Source organism: Streptomyces rhizoryzae (assembly GCF_023155275.1).
GTDB lineage: Bacteria > Actinomycetota > Actinomycetes > Streptomycetales > Streptomycetaceae > Streptomyces > Streptomyces rhizoryzae.
Genome location: NZ_JALMUV010000045.1, coordinates 37714 through 55716, shown reverse-complemented (window position 1 = coordinate 55716; position 18003 = coordinate 37714). Strand labels below are relative to the sequence as shown.

Below are 18003 nucleotides of genomic sequence, written 5' to 3'. Positions count from 1 at the left end.
GTTGCGCGGACGGGCGGCCGGGGGCGGGGTGGCCGCCGGCCGGGGCGGGCTGCGGGGTGCCGGTCCGCGCGGTGTGCCGGGGGCCCGGCGGGGGTCCGGCAGGGCGAGGGTACCCCGGGGCCGGGAGGAGGGGGGCGGCGCGGGGTCAGTTCCACTCGGGGTAGGCGAAGCCGTTGGCGTCGGCCATCCGGCCGGGGAGCCCGTCGAGGTCCTCGGGGAGCAGGCTCCAGACGATCTGGTCCGTGCGGAGGTCGGTCCAGGTGCCGTCGTCCGCGCGGGTCCGGGCTATGCAGGCACTGCGGAGCACGCCCTCGCTGATGCAGCCGATCTTCTGGGCGACCTGCTGGGAGGCGGTGTTGCCGGCGGCGGTGCGCAGCTCCAGGCGCTCGAACTTCTGGTCCTGGAAGAGCCAGCGGGCGGTGGCCAGGGCCGCCTCGGAGGCATAGCCCTCGCCGCGGGCCCACGAGGCCACGATGTAGGACAGCTCGGTGGAGCGGACCCGCCAGTTGGTGTTGCCGAGCTGGACGACGCCGACCAGGCGCTGGGTGAGGAACTCGGTGACCGCGAGGTCCAGGCCGCGGCCGGCAAGGCGTTCGGTGGGGGCGTACCGGGTGATCCAGTTGCGGGCGGCGTCCTCGGTGAAGGGCTGGGGCACCGCGGTCCAGGCGGCGACGAGTTCGTCGTTCATCATCGCGGTCAGGGCGGGGAGGTCGTCCTCGTCGAGCGCGCGCAGCACCAACCGGTCCGTGCTGAGGGAGATGTCCGGAAAGGTGGATGTCATGCCGATGCTCCAACGCCGTTGACTGGGGTGCTCCCGGGCGGCACGGGCCGTCTGCGCCGTGCGGCCGGGGCCGTCCTGACCGTCTTGAATGCACCAGCATGCAGCATCGGCCCGCGGGCGTGCCACGCGCCCGGGGCGGTGCGGTACGGCGGCGCGCGCCCGCCCCCGGAAGGGGCGGACGCGCGGGCGGTACGGGGGCGGGGCCCCGGGTCAGCTCTTGACCGGGCCGAAGGCCGGGATGACCGAGCCGTCCTTGTAGGTGTCCTCGATGAACTTCTTGACCTCGTCGGAGTTGAGGAGCTTGGCGAGCTTCTGGACCCGCGGGTCGTCCTCGTGGCCCTTCTTGACGGCGAGGAAGTTGGCGTAGGGGTTGCCCTGCGCCTTCTCCAGGGCCAGCGCGTCGGTGGACGGCTTGAGCTTGGCGCCGACGGCGAAGTTGCCGTTGATGACGGCGGCGTCGACGTCGGTGAGGTGCGGCGCGGTCTGGCCGGCCTCCAGCTCGGTGATCTTGATGCCCTTGGCGTCCTTGACGTCGGTCAGCGAGGCGTCGGAGCCGACGCCGGGCTTGAGGGTGATCACGCCGTTGTCGGCGAGCAGCTTGAGCGCGCGGCCCTCGTTGGACGGGTCGTTGGGGACCGAGACGGTGGAGCCGGGCTTGAGGTCGGTGAGCTTGCGGATCTTCTTGGAGTAGACGCCCAGCGGCTCGATCTCGACGTTGACGACCGGGACGATGTCGGTGCCGTTCTCCTTGTTGTAGGAGTCCAGGAACGGCTTGTGCTGGAAGAAGTTGGCGTCGACCTCGCCGTCGGCGGTGACCTTGTTGGGCAGCTTGTAGTCGTTGAAGGTCTTGACGACCAGCTTGAGGCCGACCTGCGGCGCCAGCTTGTCCTTGACGTAGTCCAGGATCGCGGCGTGCGGGGTGGGGCTGGCGGCGATGACCAGCGGGGCGTTCTTGTCGCCCTTGTCGCCGCCGGCGGTGACGTCGGAGGGGGCGCTGCAGGCGCTCGCGCCGAGGACGACGGCGGAGGCGGCGGCGAGGGCCACGGTGAGCTTGGCGGTGTTACGCACGAAGAGTGCCTCTTTCTGGTGCACACGGGGTTCCGTGTGGGCTGCGCCCGGCAAAGGGTCCGGGCCTTGGAACTGCGGGGGCTCGGGTCAGGCGGCCTCGGTCACCGGGGCCGGTTCCTCGGTGCGGACCCGGCGCAGGCCGACCCGCAGGGAGGCCGCGCGGGTGCCGCGGGCGGCGAGCCGGCGGACGATCAGGTCGCCCAGCAGCTGGACGGCGGTGACGATGACGACCAGCTCCACGACCGTGACGATCATGAGTCCGGTCTCGTAGCGCAGGTAGCCGTAGTTGTAGGCGAGGGCGCCCAGTCCGCCGCCGCCGACCGCGCCGGCGATCGCCGAGTAGCCGATCAGCGTGATGACGGTGGTGGTGACGGCGGCGACCAGGGCCGGCAGGGCCTGCGGGAGCAGCACCTTGAAGATGACGGTCCAGGTGCCGCCGCCCATCGCCTGCGCCGCCTCGACCAGCCCGTGGTCGACCTCGCGCAGCGCGGCCTCCACGAGGCGGCCGACGAACGGGACGGCGGCGATGGTGAGCGGGACCACCGCGCCGGTCGGGCCGATGGAGACGCCGAGCAGGAGGCGGGTGAAGGGCATCAGCACGATGATCAGGATCATGAACGGGAAGGACCGCCCGATGTTCGCGAGCGCGCCGAGGACCTTGTTCAGCGCCGCGTTCTGGAGCATGGCGCCGCGGGCGCTCAGGTGCAGCAGGACGCCGACGGGGATGCCGATGAGGACCGCGTAGAAGGTGGACCACCACACCATGAAGAGGGTGTCGAGGGTGGCGTCGGTCAGCAGCGGCCGCATGTCGTGCCAGCTCACTGGGCATCTTCCTTCCGGAGCGGGGCGGTGGACGCCGCGGCGCCGGCGCCGTCGCCGTCCGCGAGGTCGACCTGGAGGCCCTGCTCGCGCAGGAAGCCGATGGGTACGACGTTGTCCTCGAAGCGGCCGGGCAGTTCGATGCGCATCCGGCCGACCTGCTTGCCGGCGACGGTGTCCATGGCGGCGCCGAGGATCGAGATGTCGACGTTGTAGGTGCGGGCCAGCTCGGAGATCACCGGGCGGGTGGCCGCCGCGCCGTGGAAGGTGACGTCCACGACGGTGCGGTCGTCGGCGGAGGATTCGCCGCCGACCGGGAAGAGTTCGCGGGCGAGTTCGGAGCCGGGGGTGGCGAGCAGCTCGGTGACGGTGCCCTGCTCGACGATCCGGCCGCGCTTCATCAGGGCCGCGGAGTCGCAGATGGTCTTGACGACGTCCATCTCGTGCGTGATGAGGACGACGGTCAGGCCGAGCTGCCGGTTGAGGTCGCGCAGCAGCGTCAGGATGGAGCGGGTGGTCTCCGGGTCGAGGGCGCTGGTGGCCTCGTCGGAGAGCAGGACCTTGGGGTCGCCGGCCAGGGCGCGGGCGATGCCGACGCGCTGCTTCTGGCCGCCGGAGAGCTGGGCGGGGTACGCCTTGGCCTTGTCGGCGAGGCCGACCAGGTCCAGGAGTTCCAGGGCCTTGCGGGCGCGGTCGCGGCGGCCGGTCCGCAGGATCTCCAGCGGCAGTTCGACGTTGTCCTGGACGGTGCGCGAGGACAGCAGGTTGAAGTGCTGGAAGACCATGCCGATGTGGCTGCGCGCGGCGCGCAGGGCGGCGTTGGCGCGCGGTCCGCGCCCGCCGAGCGCGGTGAGGTCCTGGCCGGCGACGGTGACCGTGCCGGAGGTGGGGCGCTCCAGGAGGTTGAGGCAGCGGATGAGGGTGGACTTGCCGGCGCCGCTCTGGCCGATGACGCCGTACACCTCGCCCTCGCGGACGTGCAGATCGACGCCGTCCAGGGCGGTGACCTCGCGGCCTCCCGAACGGTAGACCTTGGTCAGGCCCGTTGTGGTGATCACAGGGAATTCCGTCACTGTCGAGTGCTCGGCGGCTGGCCCGCCGGGCACGGGGCATTCTGTGCGAGTGCGGCAGAGGGGAACGCGGAGCGGCGGTGGGCGCGGGGCCCGGCTCCGGTTTCCGGTGACGCGGGGCGGCCGCGGCGGCCGGGGGGCGGCATACGGCTCGGTGGTCCCTCCCTGCTCGGCAGAGCGTGGGGAAGTGCGCATCTCGCTTCGGGGCGCGAGGCTCGGGCGGGGGCCCTCAGCTGTCACACATTCGACACATGCAACGAGCACCGGGCGTGCGGAACGCCTCGGTCGCAGGGGTGCGGCGGCTCGTCGTGGTCATGGCGGTCAGTAAACCAGACAGCGGTATGGCCCGATCAAGCCTGTCCGGATACCGGACAGCGCCGCCCGGCCCGTGGACCGGCCGCCGTCCGGCCCGGATGATCTCGGACGGCCGCCCGTGGCCTGCGCGGATACGGCGGGTGGGTCGGCCGGCGGCCCGGCCCGGTGGCGGGCGGGTCCCGGGCGGGTGTGGCCAACGCCACGGCGCCCGCTCCGGCCCGCGCGCCGGGGTGCCGATGGCGGCCGGGCGCACGGGCCGGCGGGGCCGGCGCGGGGCGGCCGCGGCGGGGCCGGACGCGGCGGCCGGCCCGCCGCCGATTAGCATCGGGCCCATGCCCCACAACCCCACGGCGCGCCGCCGCCCCGCCCGGAGGCCGCGGTGATCGACGCGCTGACGCTCGCGGTCGGTCTGGCCGCCCTCGCGCTGGCCGCCTGGTGCGGCTTCGCCGCGTTCCGCAACGAGCCCACCAAGGACTGGCACTTCATCGGCATGGCCGTGGTGTCGCTGCTGGGCATCGTGCAACTGGTCATCGCCGGGGTGCAGTTGGCCCGCGGGCAGCACCCGGACAAGGGCACCGGGCTGTTCCTGGCGTATCTGCTCGGGGCGGCGGCGTGCGTCCCGGCGACCGGGTTCATGTCGCTCTCCGAGCGGACCCGGTGGGGTTCGGCCACCGTCGCCGCGGGCTCCGTGGTGCTGGCCGTCCTGGAAGTACGGCTTTTCGACATCTGGGGAGGCGGCAGTGTCTGAGACTGCCCAGGAGACCGCGGCGGACGGCGCCGCCCGGACCACCGGCGACCGGCACCCGGCCACCAGGCTGGGCGCGGGCCCGGGACGGCTGCTGGTCACCGTCTACGGCGTGTTCACCGTGGCCGCCGCGTCCCGCTCGGTCTACCAGCTGCTCGCCCAGTTCGACCGGGCGCCGCTGGCCTACGTGCTCTCCGCCGTCTCCGCGCTGGTCTACGGCTTCATCACCTTCTCGCTGGTCCGCGGCGGGGAGGGGGCGCGCCGGGCAGCGGTCGTGTGCTGCGCGCTGGAGCTGCTCGGGGTGGTCGGCATCGGGACCTGGACGCTGGTGGACCCGGCGGCGTTCGCGGACTCCACGGTCTGGTCGTACTACGGCATGGACTACCTCTTCATCCCGGTCGCGCTGCCGGTGACCGGCCTGATGTGGCTGCGCCGGGCCCGCACCGGCACGGCGTAGCGGGCGGCCGGGCGGCCGGGCCCGCCGTCGGTGCGGGCCCGGACCGGGGTCAGTGCGCCGGGGCGGGCTCCTTCTCCAGCGTGACCAGGCTCAGCCGGCGGGTGAGCTGCTCGGTGCCGACCGGGGCGTAGCCGTGGCTGCGGTAGAGGCGGAGGTTGCCCTCGCTGCGGTGGCCGGTGAAGAGCCGGTAGCGCTTGGCGGCCCGCTCCTCGGCCAGCCGCTGCTCGACGGCGGCCAGCAGCCGGCCGCCGAGCCCGTGCCGCTGGAGCCGCGGGTGGACGATCAGCTTGCCGATCCGGGCGGTGCCGTCGGGGTCGACGGTGCCGCGTACCGAGCCGACCACCTCCTGGCCGAGTCTGGCCACCATCACACAGCTCTCGGCGAGTTCGGCGCGCAGCGAGTCCAGGGTCTGGGTCAGCGGTTCGATGCCGTAGTCGTCGTAGAGGGCGGCCTCGGTCTGGTAGCAGAGGTACTGGAGTTTGAGGATCTGCTCGGCGTCGCCGTCGGTCGCCGTCGAGATGGTCACGCTGGTGCCCATGCGCGTTTGCCTCCCCTTTTCGGTTCGCTGTCCGCTTGACGGACTCCCCGGTATCCGGCGGCGGCAATCTCCGCCGCGAGCATTCTGCGCGGGCACGGCGGACAAACGGAACGGACCGGCGCCAAGCTCCCCTGTGACATTCCCGACTCAGATGAGTGCGCGGGCGGGTGGGGCGGGCCGGGCGCCGGTCCGGAGGGCGCGGGTCAGTGCCGGCGGAACTCCGCGGCGGCCAGCAGCGCGGTGTCCGGGTTGTCGGAGAACAGGCCGTCGATGCCGGTGGCGAAGAGCGCCTTGAAGTACCCGAGCGCGTTGCCGTAGTCGCCCGGGTTCTTGCCGGTACGGAAGTCCAGCGGCAGGAAGCTGTTCTCGTTGCGCACGGTGTACGGGTGGACCACCAGGCCGGCGGCGTGCGCGTCGCGGACCAGGGTGGTGGGCTCGCCGAGCTTGCCCTTGTCGTCCTGCGCGATGATCTGCGGCAGCCAGGGGCCGATGCCCTGGGCGAAGCCGGCGATCCACCGGAGCCCCTGCGGTGTGAGCAGGTCGGCGGTGGTGCGCGGGTCGCCGGCCTCGACGAAGTCCCAGGGCCGGACGGACGGCTCGTCGAGCAGGACGACCTTCGGGCACTTCACGCCCAGGTCGCCGAGGCGCTTGAGGCTGCTGGGCTCGAAGGACTGGAGGAAGTTCGGGGCGTGCGCGGTGTGCCGGCCGTACCGGCGCAGCAGCTTGGCGAGCCGCTCCTCCAGGCCCAGGCCCAGCTTGCGGAAGTAGGTGGGGTGCTTGGTCTCGATGTGCAGCCAGACCGGACGGCCGCGCTCGCGCCCCTTCTTCTCGGCCCACTTCAGGGCCTCTTCGAAGGTGAGGACCGGCCAGACGCCGTTGTAGGCGGTGTTGTGCTGGCGCACGTCCGGTATGCGCTCCTTGGCGCGCAGCGTCTTGATCTCGGCGAGCGTGAAGTCCTCGGTGAACCAGCCGGTGATCTTCTTGCCGTCGATGGTCTTGGTCGTCCGGCGGCCGGCGAACTCCGGGTGCTGCGCGATGTCGGTGGTGGCGCTGATGTCGGGCTCGTGGCGCAGGATCAGGTGCCCGTCCTTGGTGGGGACGAGGTCGCCGGCCTCGATGACGTCGGCACCCATGTCGAGGGCGAGTTGGTAGGAGCCCAGGGTGTGCTCGGGGCGGTAGCCGCTGGCGCCGCGGTGGCCGACGACCAGGGGGCGGGGCAGCTCGGCGGGGCGTCCCGCGGGCGCCGACCGCGCCGCCCGGTCCGCCGGGCCGGCCGCCCGGGCCGTTCCCGCACCGGCCAGTACCGCCGCCCCGCCCAGGGCCGCGGCCCCCAGCACCGTCCGCCGTCCCGGCTCGTGCCGCTTCTCCATGCCCGCGCTCCTCGTTCTGCGTCGTGTGCCCCGGACGGCCCGGTGACGTTCCGGGCGTTCGGGGACGTTCCGGTGTATCAAGGTGTCCCGCGGGAGGTGTGTGCGCACCTCTCCGGGGAGCGCCTTGATCGTAAGCACGGACGGGTGAGGCCGGGGAGACGTCGGGGAGTACCGGGGGGAACATGGACGTGACGCACGTCAACTCTGCGTATCGGCCCGGTGAACCCGATGTGCGCGCGGGAGTGACCCGCGAGTATGGTCCTGGGCTGCAGAGCTACTGCGCTCCCCTGACCCACTGACCTGACCAGCCACGACCCGGAGGGCCCGTTGTCCCGCATTGTGCTGAAGGCGATTCTCGGACTGGTGATGCGTGTCCTGTTCCGCCCGAAGGTCGAGGGCATCGAGCGGATCCCCGGGACCGGCCCGGTGATCCTGGCCGGCAACCACGTCACGTTCATCGACTCGATCTTCCTGACGCTGCTGGTCAAGCGCCCGGTGTTCTTCATCGGCAAGGACGAGTACGTGACCGGCAAGGGCCTCAAGGGCCGGCTGATGGCCTGGTTCTTCACCACCGCCGGGATGGTGCCGGTGGACCGGGACGGCGGGCACGGCGGGGTCGCGGCGCTGATGACCGGCCGCCGGATCCTGGAGGAGGGCCACGCCTTCGGCATCTACCCGGAGGGCACCCGCTCCCCCGACGGCCGGCTCTACCGCGGCCGGACCGGTATCGCCCGGCTCGCGCTGATGACCGGCGCCCCGGTCGTCCCGTTCGCCATGATCGGCACGGACAAGGTGCAGCCCGGCGGCAAGGGCTTCCCGCACATCGCCCCGGTCACCGTGCGCTTCGGTGAGCCGCTGGACTTCTCCCGCTACGAGGGCATGGACCGCGACCGCTACGTGCTGCGGGCGGTCACCGACGAGGTGATGAGCGACGTGATGGAGCTGTCCGGCCAGGAGTACGTCGACGTGTACGCCACCAAGGCCCGCGCCGCCTGATCCGGCGCCGGCCCGTACAGCGCGCGAGGGCCCCGTCCGTTCCCCGGACGGGGCCCTCGGCGTGCGCAGGGCCGGGCGTGCTCACCGGCGCCCGGCGGGGATCAGCAGGGCACCCGGAAGCCGCCGGGCGCGCGCTGGCCCTCGGCGCCGCCGGGCCGGGCGGTGCGCAGCGCCGCCTCGGGCCGGGGGACGCGGCTGCCGTCGGCGGCCAGCAGCTGCTGGTGCTCGGCGACCGAGCCGGTGCGGGCGCCGGGCAGTTCGGTGTTGCGGGCCGTGACGCGGTCCACCTCCGCCGGGGTCAGTTCGCCGCGGCTGCGGACGTAGGCGATGAAGCTCTCGAAGTCCCGGGTGTGCCGGACCGCTTGGGTGAAGCCGGTGAACGCGCTGAAGCCGTCCTGGTTGATGAGGGTGTACGAGGGGGCGGCGAGGCGGTAGGGGCGGGCCGGCACCAGCGGGCGGCCGTCGATGAGGATGTCCTGCGGGGCGATGCGGCGGCCGGGCGGCGCGGCGGCGTCGAAGGTGTAGCGGACGTTGCCGGAGACGGCCAGCGGGGAGAAGGAGAGACCGCCGCCGGGGGTCGGCGCCCACTGCTGCTCCAGGGCTTCGTGGATCTGCCGGCCGGTGACCGTGACGGTCATGATCGGGTCGCCGAAGCCGACCGCGCTCCACGCCTGCCCGAAGGTGACGGCGCCGCCGGACGCCTCGTCGCGCACCAGGTCGCCGGAGATGATCGCGGCGCCGACCCGGGGGGCCACCGCGATGACGGCGAGCTCCGCGGGGATGTTGAGGGCCCCGCCGGGGTCGTCCATCGGGCCGCGCGGCTGCCGGCCCGCCCACAGCGCCCAGTCGGCGACGAGGTTGCCCATGGTGGACTCCCCCGCCGCGGTGCGCCGCCGGGTGAACGAGGCGGTCTGGGTGCCGATCCGGGTGGCGGCGCGGCGGACGCCGTAGCCCGCCCAGTAGTCGGCGATCGACTTCAGCTCCGGATCGGGCGTGATGTCGCGGGTGTTGGGGTGGTTGACGGAGGTGGTCAGCTCGCGGACGACCTTGCCGGTGTCCGGGTCGAGCCGCAGGTTGATCTCGTTGATGATCTGGCCGTAGCAGCCGGCCTCGACGAACGGGCGGGGGACGCCGTCGGGGTCGGGCAGCATCATGGTGAAGGCGCAGTGCCAGTGGCCGGTGACGATGGCGTCGATGGCGGGCGTGACCCGCAGCGCCAGTTCGTAGGCCGGGCCCGAGGGGTTGCTGCCGCTCTCGAAGTTGCTGCCGGCGACCGCGCCGTCGTGCATGCTGAGCACGATGGCGTTGACGCCGCGGGCCTTGAGGGCGACGGCGCAGCGGTTGGCGGTCTCCAGCTCGTCCAGGGTGCGCAGGCCGGGCTGGTAGGAGCCGGGGAAGGACTCGGTGCCGATCGCGGTCAGGTGGATGAAGCCGATCGGCAGCCGGCGGCCGCGGCCGGCGTCCACGTGCACGATGTTGAACGGCGGCAGCACCCGGCGGCCGGTGTTGTGGTCGACGACGTTGGCGCTGTAGTAGGGGAAGTTCGCGCCGTGGAAGCGGTGTCCGGTGGAGTCGGTGAACGAGACGTCGCGGCCGGCGACGGGGAAGACCCGGCCGCGTTCCATGTGCTCCCGGAGGAAGACCGTCGACTTGTCGAACTCGTGGTTGCCGGCCGAGGCGAAGTCCAGGCGCATCGCGTTGAGCGCCTCGATGGTGGGTTCGTCGGCGAACGCGGCGGCGTCGAACTCCCAGCCGGAGAAGAGGTCCCCGGGGGCGAAGAAGATGGAGTTGCGGCGTCCGGCGCGCAGCCGCTCCAGGTGGGCCGCCATGGAGGCGACGCCGCCGACGGTGTAGCGCTTGCCGCCGGTGCCGGTGATGACGGAGTTGGCGCCGGGGGCGCCCTGTAGATAGCCGTGCAGATCGGTGATGTTGAGCAGTTGGACGTCGACGTATTCGTCGGCCGTGGCGGCGTCGCGGGCGTGGCCGGTGGCGTAGGCGTGGCTGCCGATCGCACTGGTGGTGGCCATCGCCCCCGCGGCGGTTACGAAGGACCGTCTTCCGATGTCGCGCACTGCGTCACTCTCCTGAGCGGGTCCGACCGTTGTGGGGGGACGACGGGAGAGTAAAGCCAGCCGTGCGGGCCGACCAGCCACCATGACGCGTACCGGGCGTGAACGGCAGGGGACAGTCGCCCCCGAGGGCGTGTCCTGTGGATCATGGCCGGTGCGCGCGGTCGCGATCCACGGGACACGCCTGGACGGGGGCAGGGGGCCGGGCGGTGTCCCTCGTTCGCCCGCCGGGCGGCGTTCTTGCGGGTGCCCGGGCGGGGGGCTTTACGGGGGCCCGGGCGGGCCGGTCAGCGGTGGCAGGCCGGGCCGCCGGCGGCGGAGCCGGCCACCGGGGAGGCGCCGGCCTCCGCGGCGGGGGCCGACGGCGCGCTGTCCGCCAGCTCCTGACCGCGCAGCAGGAACCACGCGGCGACCGCGGCGCCCAGCAGCACCACCGCGCCCACCCCGGCCGCGGTGTCCACCCCGCTGACGAAGGAGTCCTGAGCGGCCTTCAGCAGGCCCGCGCCCTGGTCGGCGGGGAGCTTGCCGGCGGAGTCCACGGCGCCGCCGAGCGAGGCGCGGGCGGCGGTGACGGCCGGCCCGGGCACCCCGGCGGGGGCGGTGAAGCCCTGGTAGATGCTGGTGACGATGGAGCCCAGCAGGGCGATGCCGAGCGCGGCGCCCAGCTCATAGGCGGTCTCGGAGACCGCGGAGGCGGCGCCCGCCTCCTCCTTGGGGACGCTGGAGAGGATGACGTCGGCGGTGACGGTGAAGGCGAAGCCCGCGCCGACGCCGACGACGAAGAGGATGACGCACAGCGCGAGGGTACCGGTGTCGCCGTGCAGGGCCGTGCAGCCGGCCAGCGACAGGCCGACCACGGCGAGGCCGCCGGACACCACCAGGCGCACCGAGAGCCGGCGGGCGACCCAGCCCGCGGCGAGGCCGGCGCCCACCGCGCCGACCGCGGCCGGGAGTTCGACCAGTCCGGCGTCGAGCGGCGAGCGCATCTGCACCATCTGAAGGAACTGCGAGAGGAAGAAGACCAGTCCGGACAGGCCGAGGATGGTCAGCAGGTCGGCCAGGACCGCGCCGGAGAAGCCCCGGTGGTGGAAGAGCTTCATGTTCAGCAGCGGGGAGTCCAGGGTCAGCTGGCGGCGGACGAACACCACCAGCGCCAGCACCCCGATGACGGCGGCCGGCCCGATGTCCCAGCGCAGACCGTGCACCGCCGCCTCCTTGACGGCGTAGACGACGCCGACGATGCCCACCAGGGACAGCAGGACGCTGGGGATGTCCCACGGGCCGGGGTCGGGGTTGCGGGACTCGGGGATCACCTTGGCGCCGACGACGACCAGCAGCAGCATCACCGGGAGGTTGATCAGGAAGACCGAGCCCCACCAGAAGTGGCCGAGCAGGAAGCCGCCGAGGACCGGGCCGACCGCCGTGCCGGCCGAGGCCATCGCGCCCCAGATGCCGATCGCCAGGCTGCGTTCCTTGGGGTCGTGGAAGAGGTTGCGGATCAGGGCGAGGGTGGAGGGCATCAGCGTCGCCCCGGCGACGCCCTGGAGGGCGCGGGCGGCGATCATCATGGACGGGCTGGTGGCGTAGGCGGCGAACACCGACAGCGCGCCGAACGCCACCGAGCCGGCCAGCAGCAGCTTCTTCCGGCCGATCCGGTCGCCGAGACTGCCCATCGAGACCAGCAGGCCGGCGATGACGAACGAGTAGATGTCGCCGATCCACAGCAGCTGGGTCCCCGAAGGCCGCAGGTCCTCGCTGAGGAACGGGGTGGCCAGGCCGAGGACGGTGGCGTCCACGCCGACCAGCAGGACCGCCAGGACGAGGACCGAGAGCGCGAGCCAGCGGCCCGGCCGGGGCTGGTCGTCCACATGGGCCGAACCGGCCCGGCCCGGGACCGGTTCGGTCTGCCGTGCGGCTAGGGGATCGCTCATTTCTCCATGCTCCGTCGGATGCCGCCGAGCAGCAGCTCGGCGATCGAATGGTCGAGGTCGTTGCGTGCCACGCGGCCCTCGTGGACCGCCCAGGCGCCGGCGCCCAGCAGCCCGTAGAACGCTTCGGTCAGCCAGGCCGAGCTGAGGTCGACGCGGAAGTCGCCCTCCTCCTGGCCGCGGCGGAACAGTGCGGTGAGCCGGGCGTCGAGCCGGGCCCAGCCGGCGTTGACCGTCCCGCTCTCGAAGAGCTGGTTCTCGGTGAAGAGGAAGGCCAGCACCCCGGCGACCGGTTCGGCCTCGCGGACCAGCCGGCGGAGCGCCCCGGCGGCGTCCCCGTCGTCGAGCCGGGCGGCGTCCATGGCCCGCGCGAACCGCTCGATGCCGTGCTCCTCCAGGGCGCGGATCAGCGCGTCGCGCCCCGCGAAGTGCCGGTGCAGGGTCGCCCGGCTGATGCCCGCGGCCCGCGCGATCTCGTCCATCGACGTCGTCGAGCGGCGGGTGAGCAGCGCGGCGGCCTCGGTGAGTACGTGTTCCCGGTCCACAGCCATGAGACACAGACTAACCGAATGAGACATGACCGTCTCATTCTTTTCCGGCGCCCCGGAACGCATACGAGGGCGGCCCCCACCCGCCCGGGTGGGGCCGCCCTCGTCGGCGGCGCCGACCGCGCCGCTACGCGCGCACGGACTTTGCCGCGGCCCACTCCTGCTGCCGCACCAGGTCCGCCCGCACCTCGGCGAGCTGCACCGCGACCGCCGACGGCGCGGTGCCGCCGCGGCCGTTGCGCGCGGCCAGCGCACCGGGGACGTTGAGCACGCCGCGGACCTCCGGGGTCAGATGCGGCGAGATCTTGGCGAACTGCTCGTCGGTCAGCTCGTCCAGCTCGATGCCCCGCGCCTCGCACTCCTTGACGCACTCGCCGGCCACCTCGTGCGCCACCCGGAACGGCACGCCCTGCTTGACCAGCCACTCCGCGATGTCGGTGGCGAGCGAGAAACCGGCCGGCGCCAGCTCGGCCATCCGCTCGCGGTGCACGGTCAGCGTCGCCATCATGCCGGTGAACGCCGGGAGCAGCACCTCCAGTTGGTCGCAGGAGTCGAAGACCGGCTCCTTGTCCTCCTGGAGGTCGCGGTTGTAGGCGAGCGGGAGGGCCTTCAGGGTCGCCAGCAGACCGGTCAGATTGCCGATCAGCCGCCCGGACTTGCCGCGCGCCAGCTCCGCGATGTCCGGGTTCTTCTTCTGCGGCATGATCGAGGAGCCGGTGGAGAAGGCGTCGTGCAGGGTCACGAAGGAGAACTCCTTCGTGTTCCACAGGATGACCTCCTCCGCGATCCGGGAGAGGTTGACCCCGATCATCGCGGTGACGAAGGCGAATTCGGCGACGAAGTCGCGGGCCGCGGTGCCGTCGATGGAGTTGCCCGCCGAACCGCGCTCGAAACCGAGGTCGGCGGCTACCGCCTCCGGGTCCAGCCCGAGCGAGGACCCGGCCAGCGCGCCCGAGCCGTACGGCGAGACGGCCGTCCGCTCGTCCCACTGGCGCAGCCGCTCCGCGTCCCGGGAGAGCGCCTGGACGTGCGCGAGCACGTGGTGGGCGAAGAGCACCGGCTGGGCGTGCTGGAGGTGGGTGCGGCCCGGCATGGCGACGTCCGGGTGGGCCTCGGCCAGGCCGACCAGCGCCTCCTGGAGTTCGGCGAGCAGCCCGCCGATGATCCGGGCGTGGTCCCGCAGGTACATCCGGAAGAGCGTGGCGACCTGGTCGTTGCGGGAGCGGCCGGCCCGCAGCTTGCCGCCGAGGTCCGGACCGAGCCGCTCCAGCAGCCCGCGCTCCAGGGCGGTGTGCACGTCCTCGTCGGCGACGGTGCCGGTGAACGAGCCGTCGGCGACATCGCGTTCGAGCCGGTCCAGCCCCTCGATCATGCGGGTCAGCTCGTCGGCGGTGAGCAGTCCGGCCGCGTGCAGGACGCGGGCGTGGGCCCGGGAGCCGGCGATGTCGTACGGGGCCAGCCGCCAGTCGAAGTGGACGGAGGCGGAGAGGGCGGCGAGCGCCTCGGCCGGGCCGTCGGCGAAGCGGCCGCCCCAGAGCCGGACGTCGCCGTTGTTGCTGCTCACGTGCGGTGCTCCTCGTGCGTGGTTGGGAGTGGTTGACCGGCTGCCCGCCGGCGGGGAACACACCGGGCCGCACGCGGCGGCGGTGACTCCTCCAGGCGCGTGCACCGTGGGCATAATTATGCATTGCACCGCATGTTTCGTCAACGAGCCGCGGGGCCGGGGCTAGCCCTTCCGGAGCACCCCCCCGAGCACCGCCGCATTGCTGTGCGGCACCTCCTTGGTCGCGGTCAGCAGCGTCAGCGGGCCGTCCGCCGCCAGCTCCCGCAGGTGGTCCACCGCCTCCGCCGCCACCCCCTCGGCCAGCTCGCCGCGGTAGCGCTCGGCGAATTCCGCGAACCGCTCCGCGTCGTGCCCGTACCACTTCCGCAGCTCCGGCGACGGCGCCACGTCCTTGCACCACTCGTCGAACCGCGCGTCCTCCTTGGCCAGCCCCCGCGGCCACAGGCGGTCGACCAGCACCCGGGCGCCGTCCGCCCGCTCCGGCGGGTCGTACGCCCGCCGCACCCGGATGCCGTCCCGCCGCGCCTTATCCGTTTTGCTCTGCTTTGCTGGCATATATCCATCCAAACACGGCCACGGCGCGCCCGCCGGGAGGCCCCCGCACCGCCCCGGAAGGGCCCCGCTTTGGATTCATCGGCCCGGACAGGGTATTTTTCTTTCTGCACGCCCCGGCCGGGGAAACACCGGCCGGATACGGCACCGGGACGTGGCGCAGCTTGGTAGCGCACTTGACTGGGGGTCAAGGGGTCGCAGGTTCAAATCCTGTCGTCCCGACGGTGCACACAGGCCGGAGGCCGTCGTCGCAGAGATGCGATGGCGGCCTCCGGTCGTTCGTGCGGGCGGTGCGGCGCGCGGGCGCGCCGGGAGGGCCCCGCCGCATCGGCGGGGCCCTCCCGGGCCGCGGGGCTCCCCCGCTACCGCGCGCCCTCCGCCAGTTGCAGGAGGTGGGCGGCCAGGTGCTGGCCGCCGGTGGGGTCGCGGCTGATCAGCAGCAGGGTGTCGTCGCCGGCGATGGTGCCGAGGATGTCGTGGAGCTCAGCCTGGTCGATGGCGGAGGCCAGGAACTGGGCGGCACCCGGCGGAGTGCGCAGGACGACGAGGTTGGCGGACGCCTCGGCGGAGATGAGGAGTTCGCCGGAGAGGCGGCGCATCCGCTCCTCCTTGGCGGACTCCCCCAGCGGCGCCCGCGGTTTGCGGTCGCCGCCCTCGCTCGGTACCGCGTAGATCAGCTCGCCGCCGGTGTTGCGGATCTTCACCGCGCCCAGTTCGTCCAGGTCGCGGGAGAGGGTCGCCTGGGTGACGGACAGGCCGTCGTCGGCGAGCAGCTTCGCGAGCTGGCTCTGGGAGCGGACCGGCTGCCGGTTGAGGATGTCCACGATCCGGCGGTGGCGGGCGGTGCGGGTCTGCGGTACGGCCGGGCCGCTGTTCTGCGACTCGTTCCCCTGCGGCTCGGTCATCGTTGTGTCAGTCTCCGGATCATCGTTCCCCGTTGGCCGCTTGCCCGGCCGTCGACAGGACGCCGGGCAGCTTCCGGAGGAACGTCTCCACCTGTGCGTCGGAGACGATCAGCGGCGGGGCGAGCCGGACGACGTCCGGCGCGACCGCGTTGACCAGAAGGCCCGCGTCCTGGGCCGCCTGCTGCACCTGCGGCGCGAGGGGCCCGGTCAAGACGATACCCAGGAGCAGGCCGGCGCCGCGGACCTGGCCGACCAACGGGTGCCCCGGCTCCTCGATCCCGGTCCGCAGCCGCTCACCGGTGCGCTTGACGTGGTCGAGCAGGCCGTCCGCCTCGATGGTGTCCAGGACCGCGAGGGCGGCGGCGCAGACCACCGGATTGCCGCTGAACGTGGAGCCGTGCGCACCGGGGGTGAGCAGGTCAGCGGCCGGTCCGAAGGCGAGCGTGGCGCCGATCGGGAGGCCGCCGCCCAGGCCCTTGGCGAGGGTGATGACGTCCGCCTCGACGCCCTGGGCCGCGGACTCCAGCCAGTGGCCGGTGCGGCCGATGCCGGTCTGGATCTCGTCCAGGACCAGCAGGGTGCCGGTGGCGGCGGTGATCTCGCGGGCCGCCTTGAGGTAGCCGGGCGGCGGCACGACCACGCCGTTCTCGCCCTGGATGGGCTCCAGGATGACGAAGGCGGTGTCGGTGGTGACGGCGGCCCGCAGGGCCGCCACGTCGCCGTACGGGACGTGCTCGACGTCGCCGGGCAGCGGGCGGAACGGGTCCTGCTTGGCGGGCTGGCCGGTGAGCGCCAGGGCGCCCATGGTGCGGCCGTGGAAGCCGCCGGCGGTGGCGACCATGTGGGTCCGGCCGGTGAGCCGGCCGATCTTGAAGGCGGCCTCGTTGGCCTCGGCGCCGGAGTTGGAGAAGTAGACCCGGCCGGGGCGGCCGGCCAGGGCCAGCAGCCGCTCGGCGAGCGCCACGGTGGGCTCGGCGACGAAGAAGTTCGACACATGGCCGAGGGTGGCGACCTGGTCGGCGACCGCGCGGACCACCGCGGGGTGCGCGTGGCCGAGCGCGTTGACCGCGATACCGCCGAGGAAGTCCAGGTAGGCGTTGCCCTCGGCGTCCCGGACGGTGGCGCCCTCGCCCTCGACGAGCGGGAGGCGGGGGGTGCCGAAGTTGTCCATCATGGCGCCCCGCCAGCGCCGGGTGAGCTGCTCGTTGCCCCCGGTGGCCGGGGTGTCTGCCGCCGTGCTCATTCCGCCCCCTGTGTGGTGTCGGGTGTGCCGCTGCCGTGGGTGCCGGTGCCGTGGGGGCCGGCGCAGCGGGGGCCGGCGGCCGGTACCGGGTCGGGGTCCGGGACGACCATCGTGCCGATGCCCTCGTCGGTGAAGATCTCCAGCAGGATCGAGTGCTGGACCCGCCCGTCGATGACGCGGGCGGTGCGCACGCCGTTGCGGACCGCGTGCAGGCACCCCTCCATCTTCGGGACCATGCCGCTGGCCAGCTCGGGCAGCAGCTTCTCCAGCTGGCTCGCGGTCAGCCGGGAGATCACCTCGTCGCTGTGCGGCCAGTCCTCGTAGAGGCCCTCGACGTCGGTCAGCACCATCAGCGTCTCCGCGCCGAGCGCCGCGGCCAGCGCCGCGGCGGCGGTGTCGGCGTTGACGTTGAAGACGCCGGAGGGTTCGCCGTCGTCGCTGCTGCGGGCGATGGACGAGATCACCGGGATCCGGCCGTCGTCCAGCAGCGCCCGGACCGCGCCGGGGTCGATCGCGGTGATCTCCCCGACCCGGCCGAGGTCGACCAGTTCGCCGTCGACGTCCGCGAGGTGCTTGGTGGCGGACATCAGCCGGGCGTCCTCGCCGGTCATGCCGACCGCGAGCGGGCCGTGCTCGTTGAGCAGCCCGACCAGTTCGCGCTGCACCTGGCCGGCCAGCACCATCCGGACGACGTTCATCGCCTCGGGCGAGGTGACCCGCAACCCGCCCTTGAACTCCGATTCCAGACCGAGGAGTTCGAGCTGGGCGCTGATCTGCGGGCCGCCGCCGTGGACCACGACCGGGCGCAGTCCGGCGTGCCGGAGGAAGACCACGTCCTGTGCGAAGGCGCGCTTGAGCTCCTCGTCCACCATCGCGTTGCCGCCGAACTTGATGACGACGGTCCGGCCGTGGTGCCGGGTCAGCCAGGGCAGCGCCTCGATGAGCGTACGGGCCTTGGGGAGCGCGGTGTGCTTGCGGGTGGTCATACGCCGGTCTCGTTCCGCTCCGGGGGCTGGGGGTGGGGTGCGCGCGGCC

17 protein-coding genes and 1 tRNA gene are annotated in these 18003 nt (G+C 73.0%); 4 read left to right on the top strand and 14 right to left on the bottom strand.

Going from position 1 to position 18003, the window contains the following annotated elements; translation table 11 throughout:
• Positions 1-145: 145 nt before the first annotated feature.
• The 4 genes from MUU72_RS28520 to MUU72_RS28505 all read right to left on the bottom strand — a co-directional run bounded on the left by MUU72_RS28520 (position 146) and on the right by MUU72_RS28505 (position 3726).
• Positions 146-781, bottom strand: a complete 636-nt coding sequence (locus MUU72_RS28520; protein ID WP_248016291.1) for a GNAT family N-acetyltransferase — start codon at positions 779-781, stop codon at positions 146-148.
• A 210-nt stretch (positions 782-991) separates the two neighbouring features.
• Positions 992-1849, bottom strand: coding sequence for a MetQ/NlpA family ABC transporter substrate-binding protein (locus MUU72_RS28515; RefSeq protein WP_248016290.1), 858 nt, complete (start codon positions 1847-1849; stop codon positions 992-994).
• 87 nt (positions 1850-1936) lie between these two features.
• Positions 1937-2671, bottom strand: coding sequence for a methionine ABC transporter permease (locus tag MUU72_RS28510; protein WP_248016289.1), 735 nt, complete (start codon positions 2669-2671; stop codon positions 1937-1939).
• A complete protein-coding gene (locus tag MUU72_RS28505) occupies positions 2668-3726 on the bottom strand; it encodes a methionine ABC transporter ATP-binding protein (RefSeq protein ID WP_248016288.1) in 1059 nt (352 codons plus the stop codon). The genes MUU72_RS28510 and MUU72_RS28505 overlap by 4 nt, the downstream gene beginning before the upstream one ends.
• A 706-nt stretch (positions 3727-4432) precedes the next feature.
• Here MUU72_RS28505 and MUU72_RS28500 point away from each other — a divergent pair.
• A complete protein-coding gene (locus MUU72_RS28500) occupies positions 4433-4801 on the top strand; it encodes a hypothetical protein (RefSeq protein ID WP_248016287.1) in 369 nt (122 codons plus the stop codon).
• Complete coding sequence (locus MUU72_RS28495; protein ID WP_372503269.1) at positions 4794-5255, top strand: hypothetical protein; 462 nt, start codon at positions 4794-4796, stop codon at positions 5253-5255. The genes MUU72_RS28500 and MUU72_RS28495 overlap by 8 nt, the downstream gene beginning before the upstream one ends.
• A 49-nt stretch (positions 5256-5304) precedes the next feature.
• Here MUU72_RS28495 and MUU72_RS28490 read toward each other — a convergent pair whose 3' ends face one another.
• Complete coding sequence (locus tag MUU72_RS28490; protein WP_248016286.1) at positions 5305-5793, bottom strand: GNAT family N-acetyltransferase; 489 nt, start codon at positions 5791-5793, stop codon at positions 5305-5307.
• A 203-nt stretch (positions 5794-5996) separates the two neighbouring features.
• Positions 5997-7163, bottom strand: coding sequence for a glycerophosphodiester phosphodiesterase (locus MUU72_RS28485; RefSeq protein ID WP_248016285.1), 1167 nt, complete (start codon positions 7161-7163; stop codon positions 5997-5999).
• Positions 7164-7490: 327 nt separating this feature from the next.
• Between MUU72_RS28485 and MUU72_RS28480 the strand changes: the two genes are divergently transcribed.
• Positions 7491-8159 (top strand): lysophospholipid acyltransferase family protein, encoded by a 669-nt coding sequence (locus MUU72_RS28480; protein ID WP_248016284.1) that lies wholly within the window; start codon positions 7491-7493, stop codon positions 8157-8159.
• A gap of 101 nt (positions 8160-8260) precedes the next feature.
• On the opposite strand, the gene MUU72_RS28475 is transcribed toward MUU72_RS28480, so the two are convergent.
• The 5 genes from MUU72_RS28475 to MUU72_RS28455 form a co-directional block, all read right to left on the bottom strand.
• Positions 8261-10231, bottom strand: coding sequence for a bifunctional metallophosphatase/5'-nucleotidase (locus tag MUU72_RS28475; protein ID WP_248016283.1), 1971 nt, complete (start codon positions 10229-10231; stop codon positions 8261-8263).
• A 284-nt stretch (positions 10232-10515) separates the two neighbouring features.
• Complete coding sequence (locus MUU72_RS28470; protein ID WP_248016282.1) at positions 10516-12159, bottom strand: MFS transporter; 1644 nt, start codon at positions 12157-12159, stop codon at positions 10516-10518.
• Positions 12156-12707 carry a TetR/AcrR family transcriptional regulator gene (locus tag MUU72_RS28465; protein WP_248016281.1) on the bottom strand — a complete coding sequence of 184 codons (552 nt, stop codon included), beginning with the start codon at positions 12705-12707 and terminating at the stop codon, positions 12156-12158. Before MUU72_RS28465 ends, MUU72_RS28470 begins: the two co-directional genes overlap by 4 nt.
• A 124-nt stretch (positions 12708-12831) precedes the next feature.
• Positions 12832-14268: an argininosuccinate lyase gene (argH, locus tag MUU72_RS28460; protein WP_248016280.1), complete on the bottom strand. Its 1437-nt coding sequence runs from the start codon at positions 14266-14268 to the stop codon at positions 12832-12834.
• Between the two features lie 162 nt (positions 14269-14430).
• Positions 14431-14823 carry a DUF488 domain-containing protein gene (locus MUU72_RS28455; protein ID WP_248016279.1) on the bottom strand — a complete coding sequence of 131 codons (393 nt, stop codon included), beginning with the start codon at positions 14821-14823 and terminating at the stop codon, positions 14431-14433.
• Positions 14824-14968: 145 nt separating this feature from the next.
• On the opposite strand from MUU72_RS28455, the gene MUU72_RS28450 reads away from it, so the two are divergent.
• A tRNA-Pro gene (locus tag MUU72_RS28450) sits at positions 14969-15042 on the top strand.
• Between the two features lie 140 nt (positions 15043-15182).
• On the opposite strand, the gene MUU72_RS28445 is transcribed toward MUU72_RS28450, so the two are convergent.
• From MUU72_RS28445 to argB, 3 genes are read right to left on the bottom strand one after another with little or no spacing between them, the layout of a single operon-like run.
• Positions 15183-15725: an arginine repressor gene (locus MUU72_RS28445; protein WP_248016278.1), complete on the bottom strand. Its 543-nt coding sequence runs from the start codon at positions 15723-15725 to the stop codon at positions 15183-15185.
• A 19-nt stretch (positions 15726-15744) separates the two neighbouring features.
• The gene (locus tag MUU72_RS28440) at positions 15745-16968 is read right to left on the bottom strand and encodes an acetylornithine transaminase (RefSeq protein WP_248016277.1); all 1224 of its coding nucleotides are present in this window, start codon (positions 16966-16968) and stop codon (positions 15745-15747) included.
• A complete protein-coding gene (gene argB, locus MUU72_RS28435) occupies positions 16965-17954 on the bottom strand; it encodes an acetylglutamate kinase (protein ID WP_248016276.1) in 990 nt (329 codons plus the stop codon). The genes MUU72_RS28440 and argB overlap by 4 nt, the downstream gene beginning before the upstream one ends.
• Positions 17955-18003 lie beyond the last annotated feature (49 nt).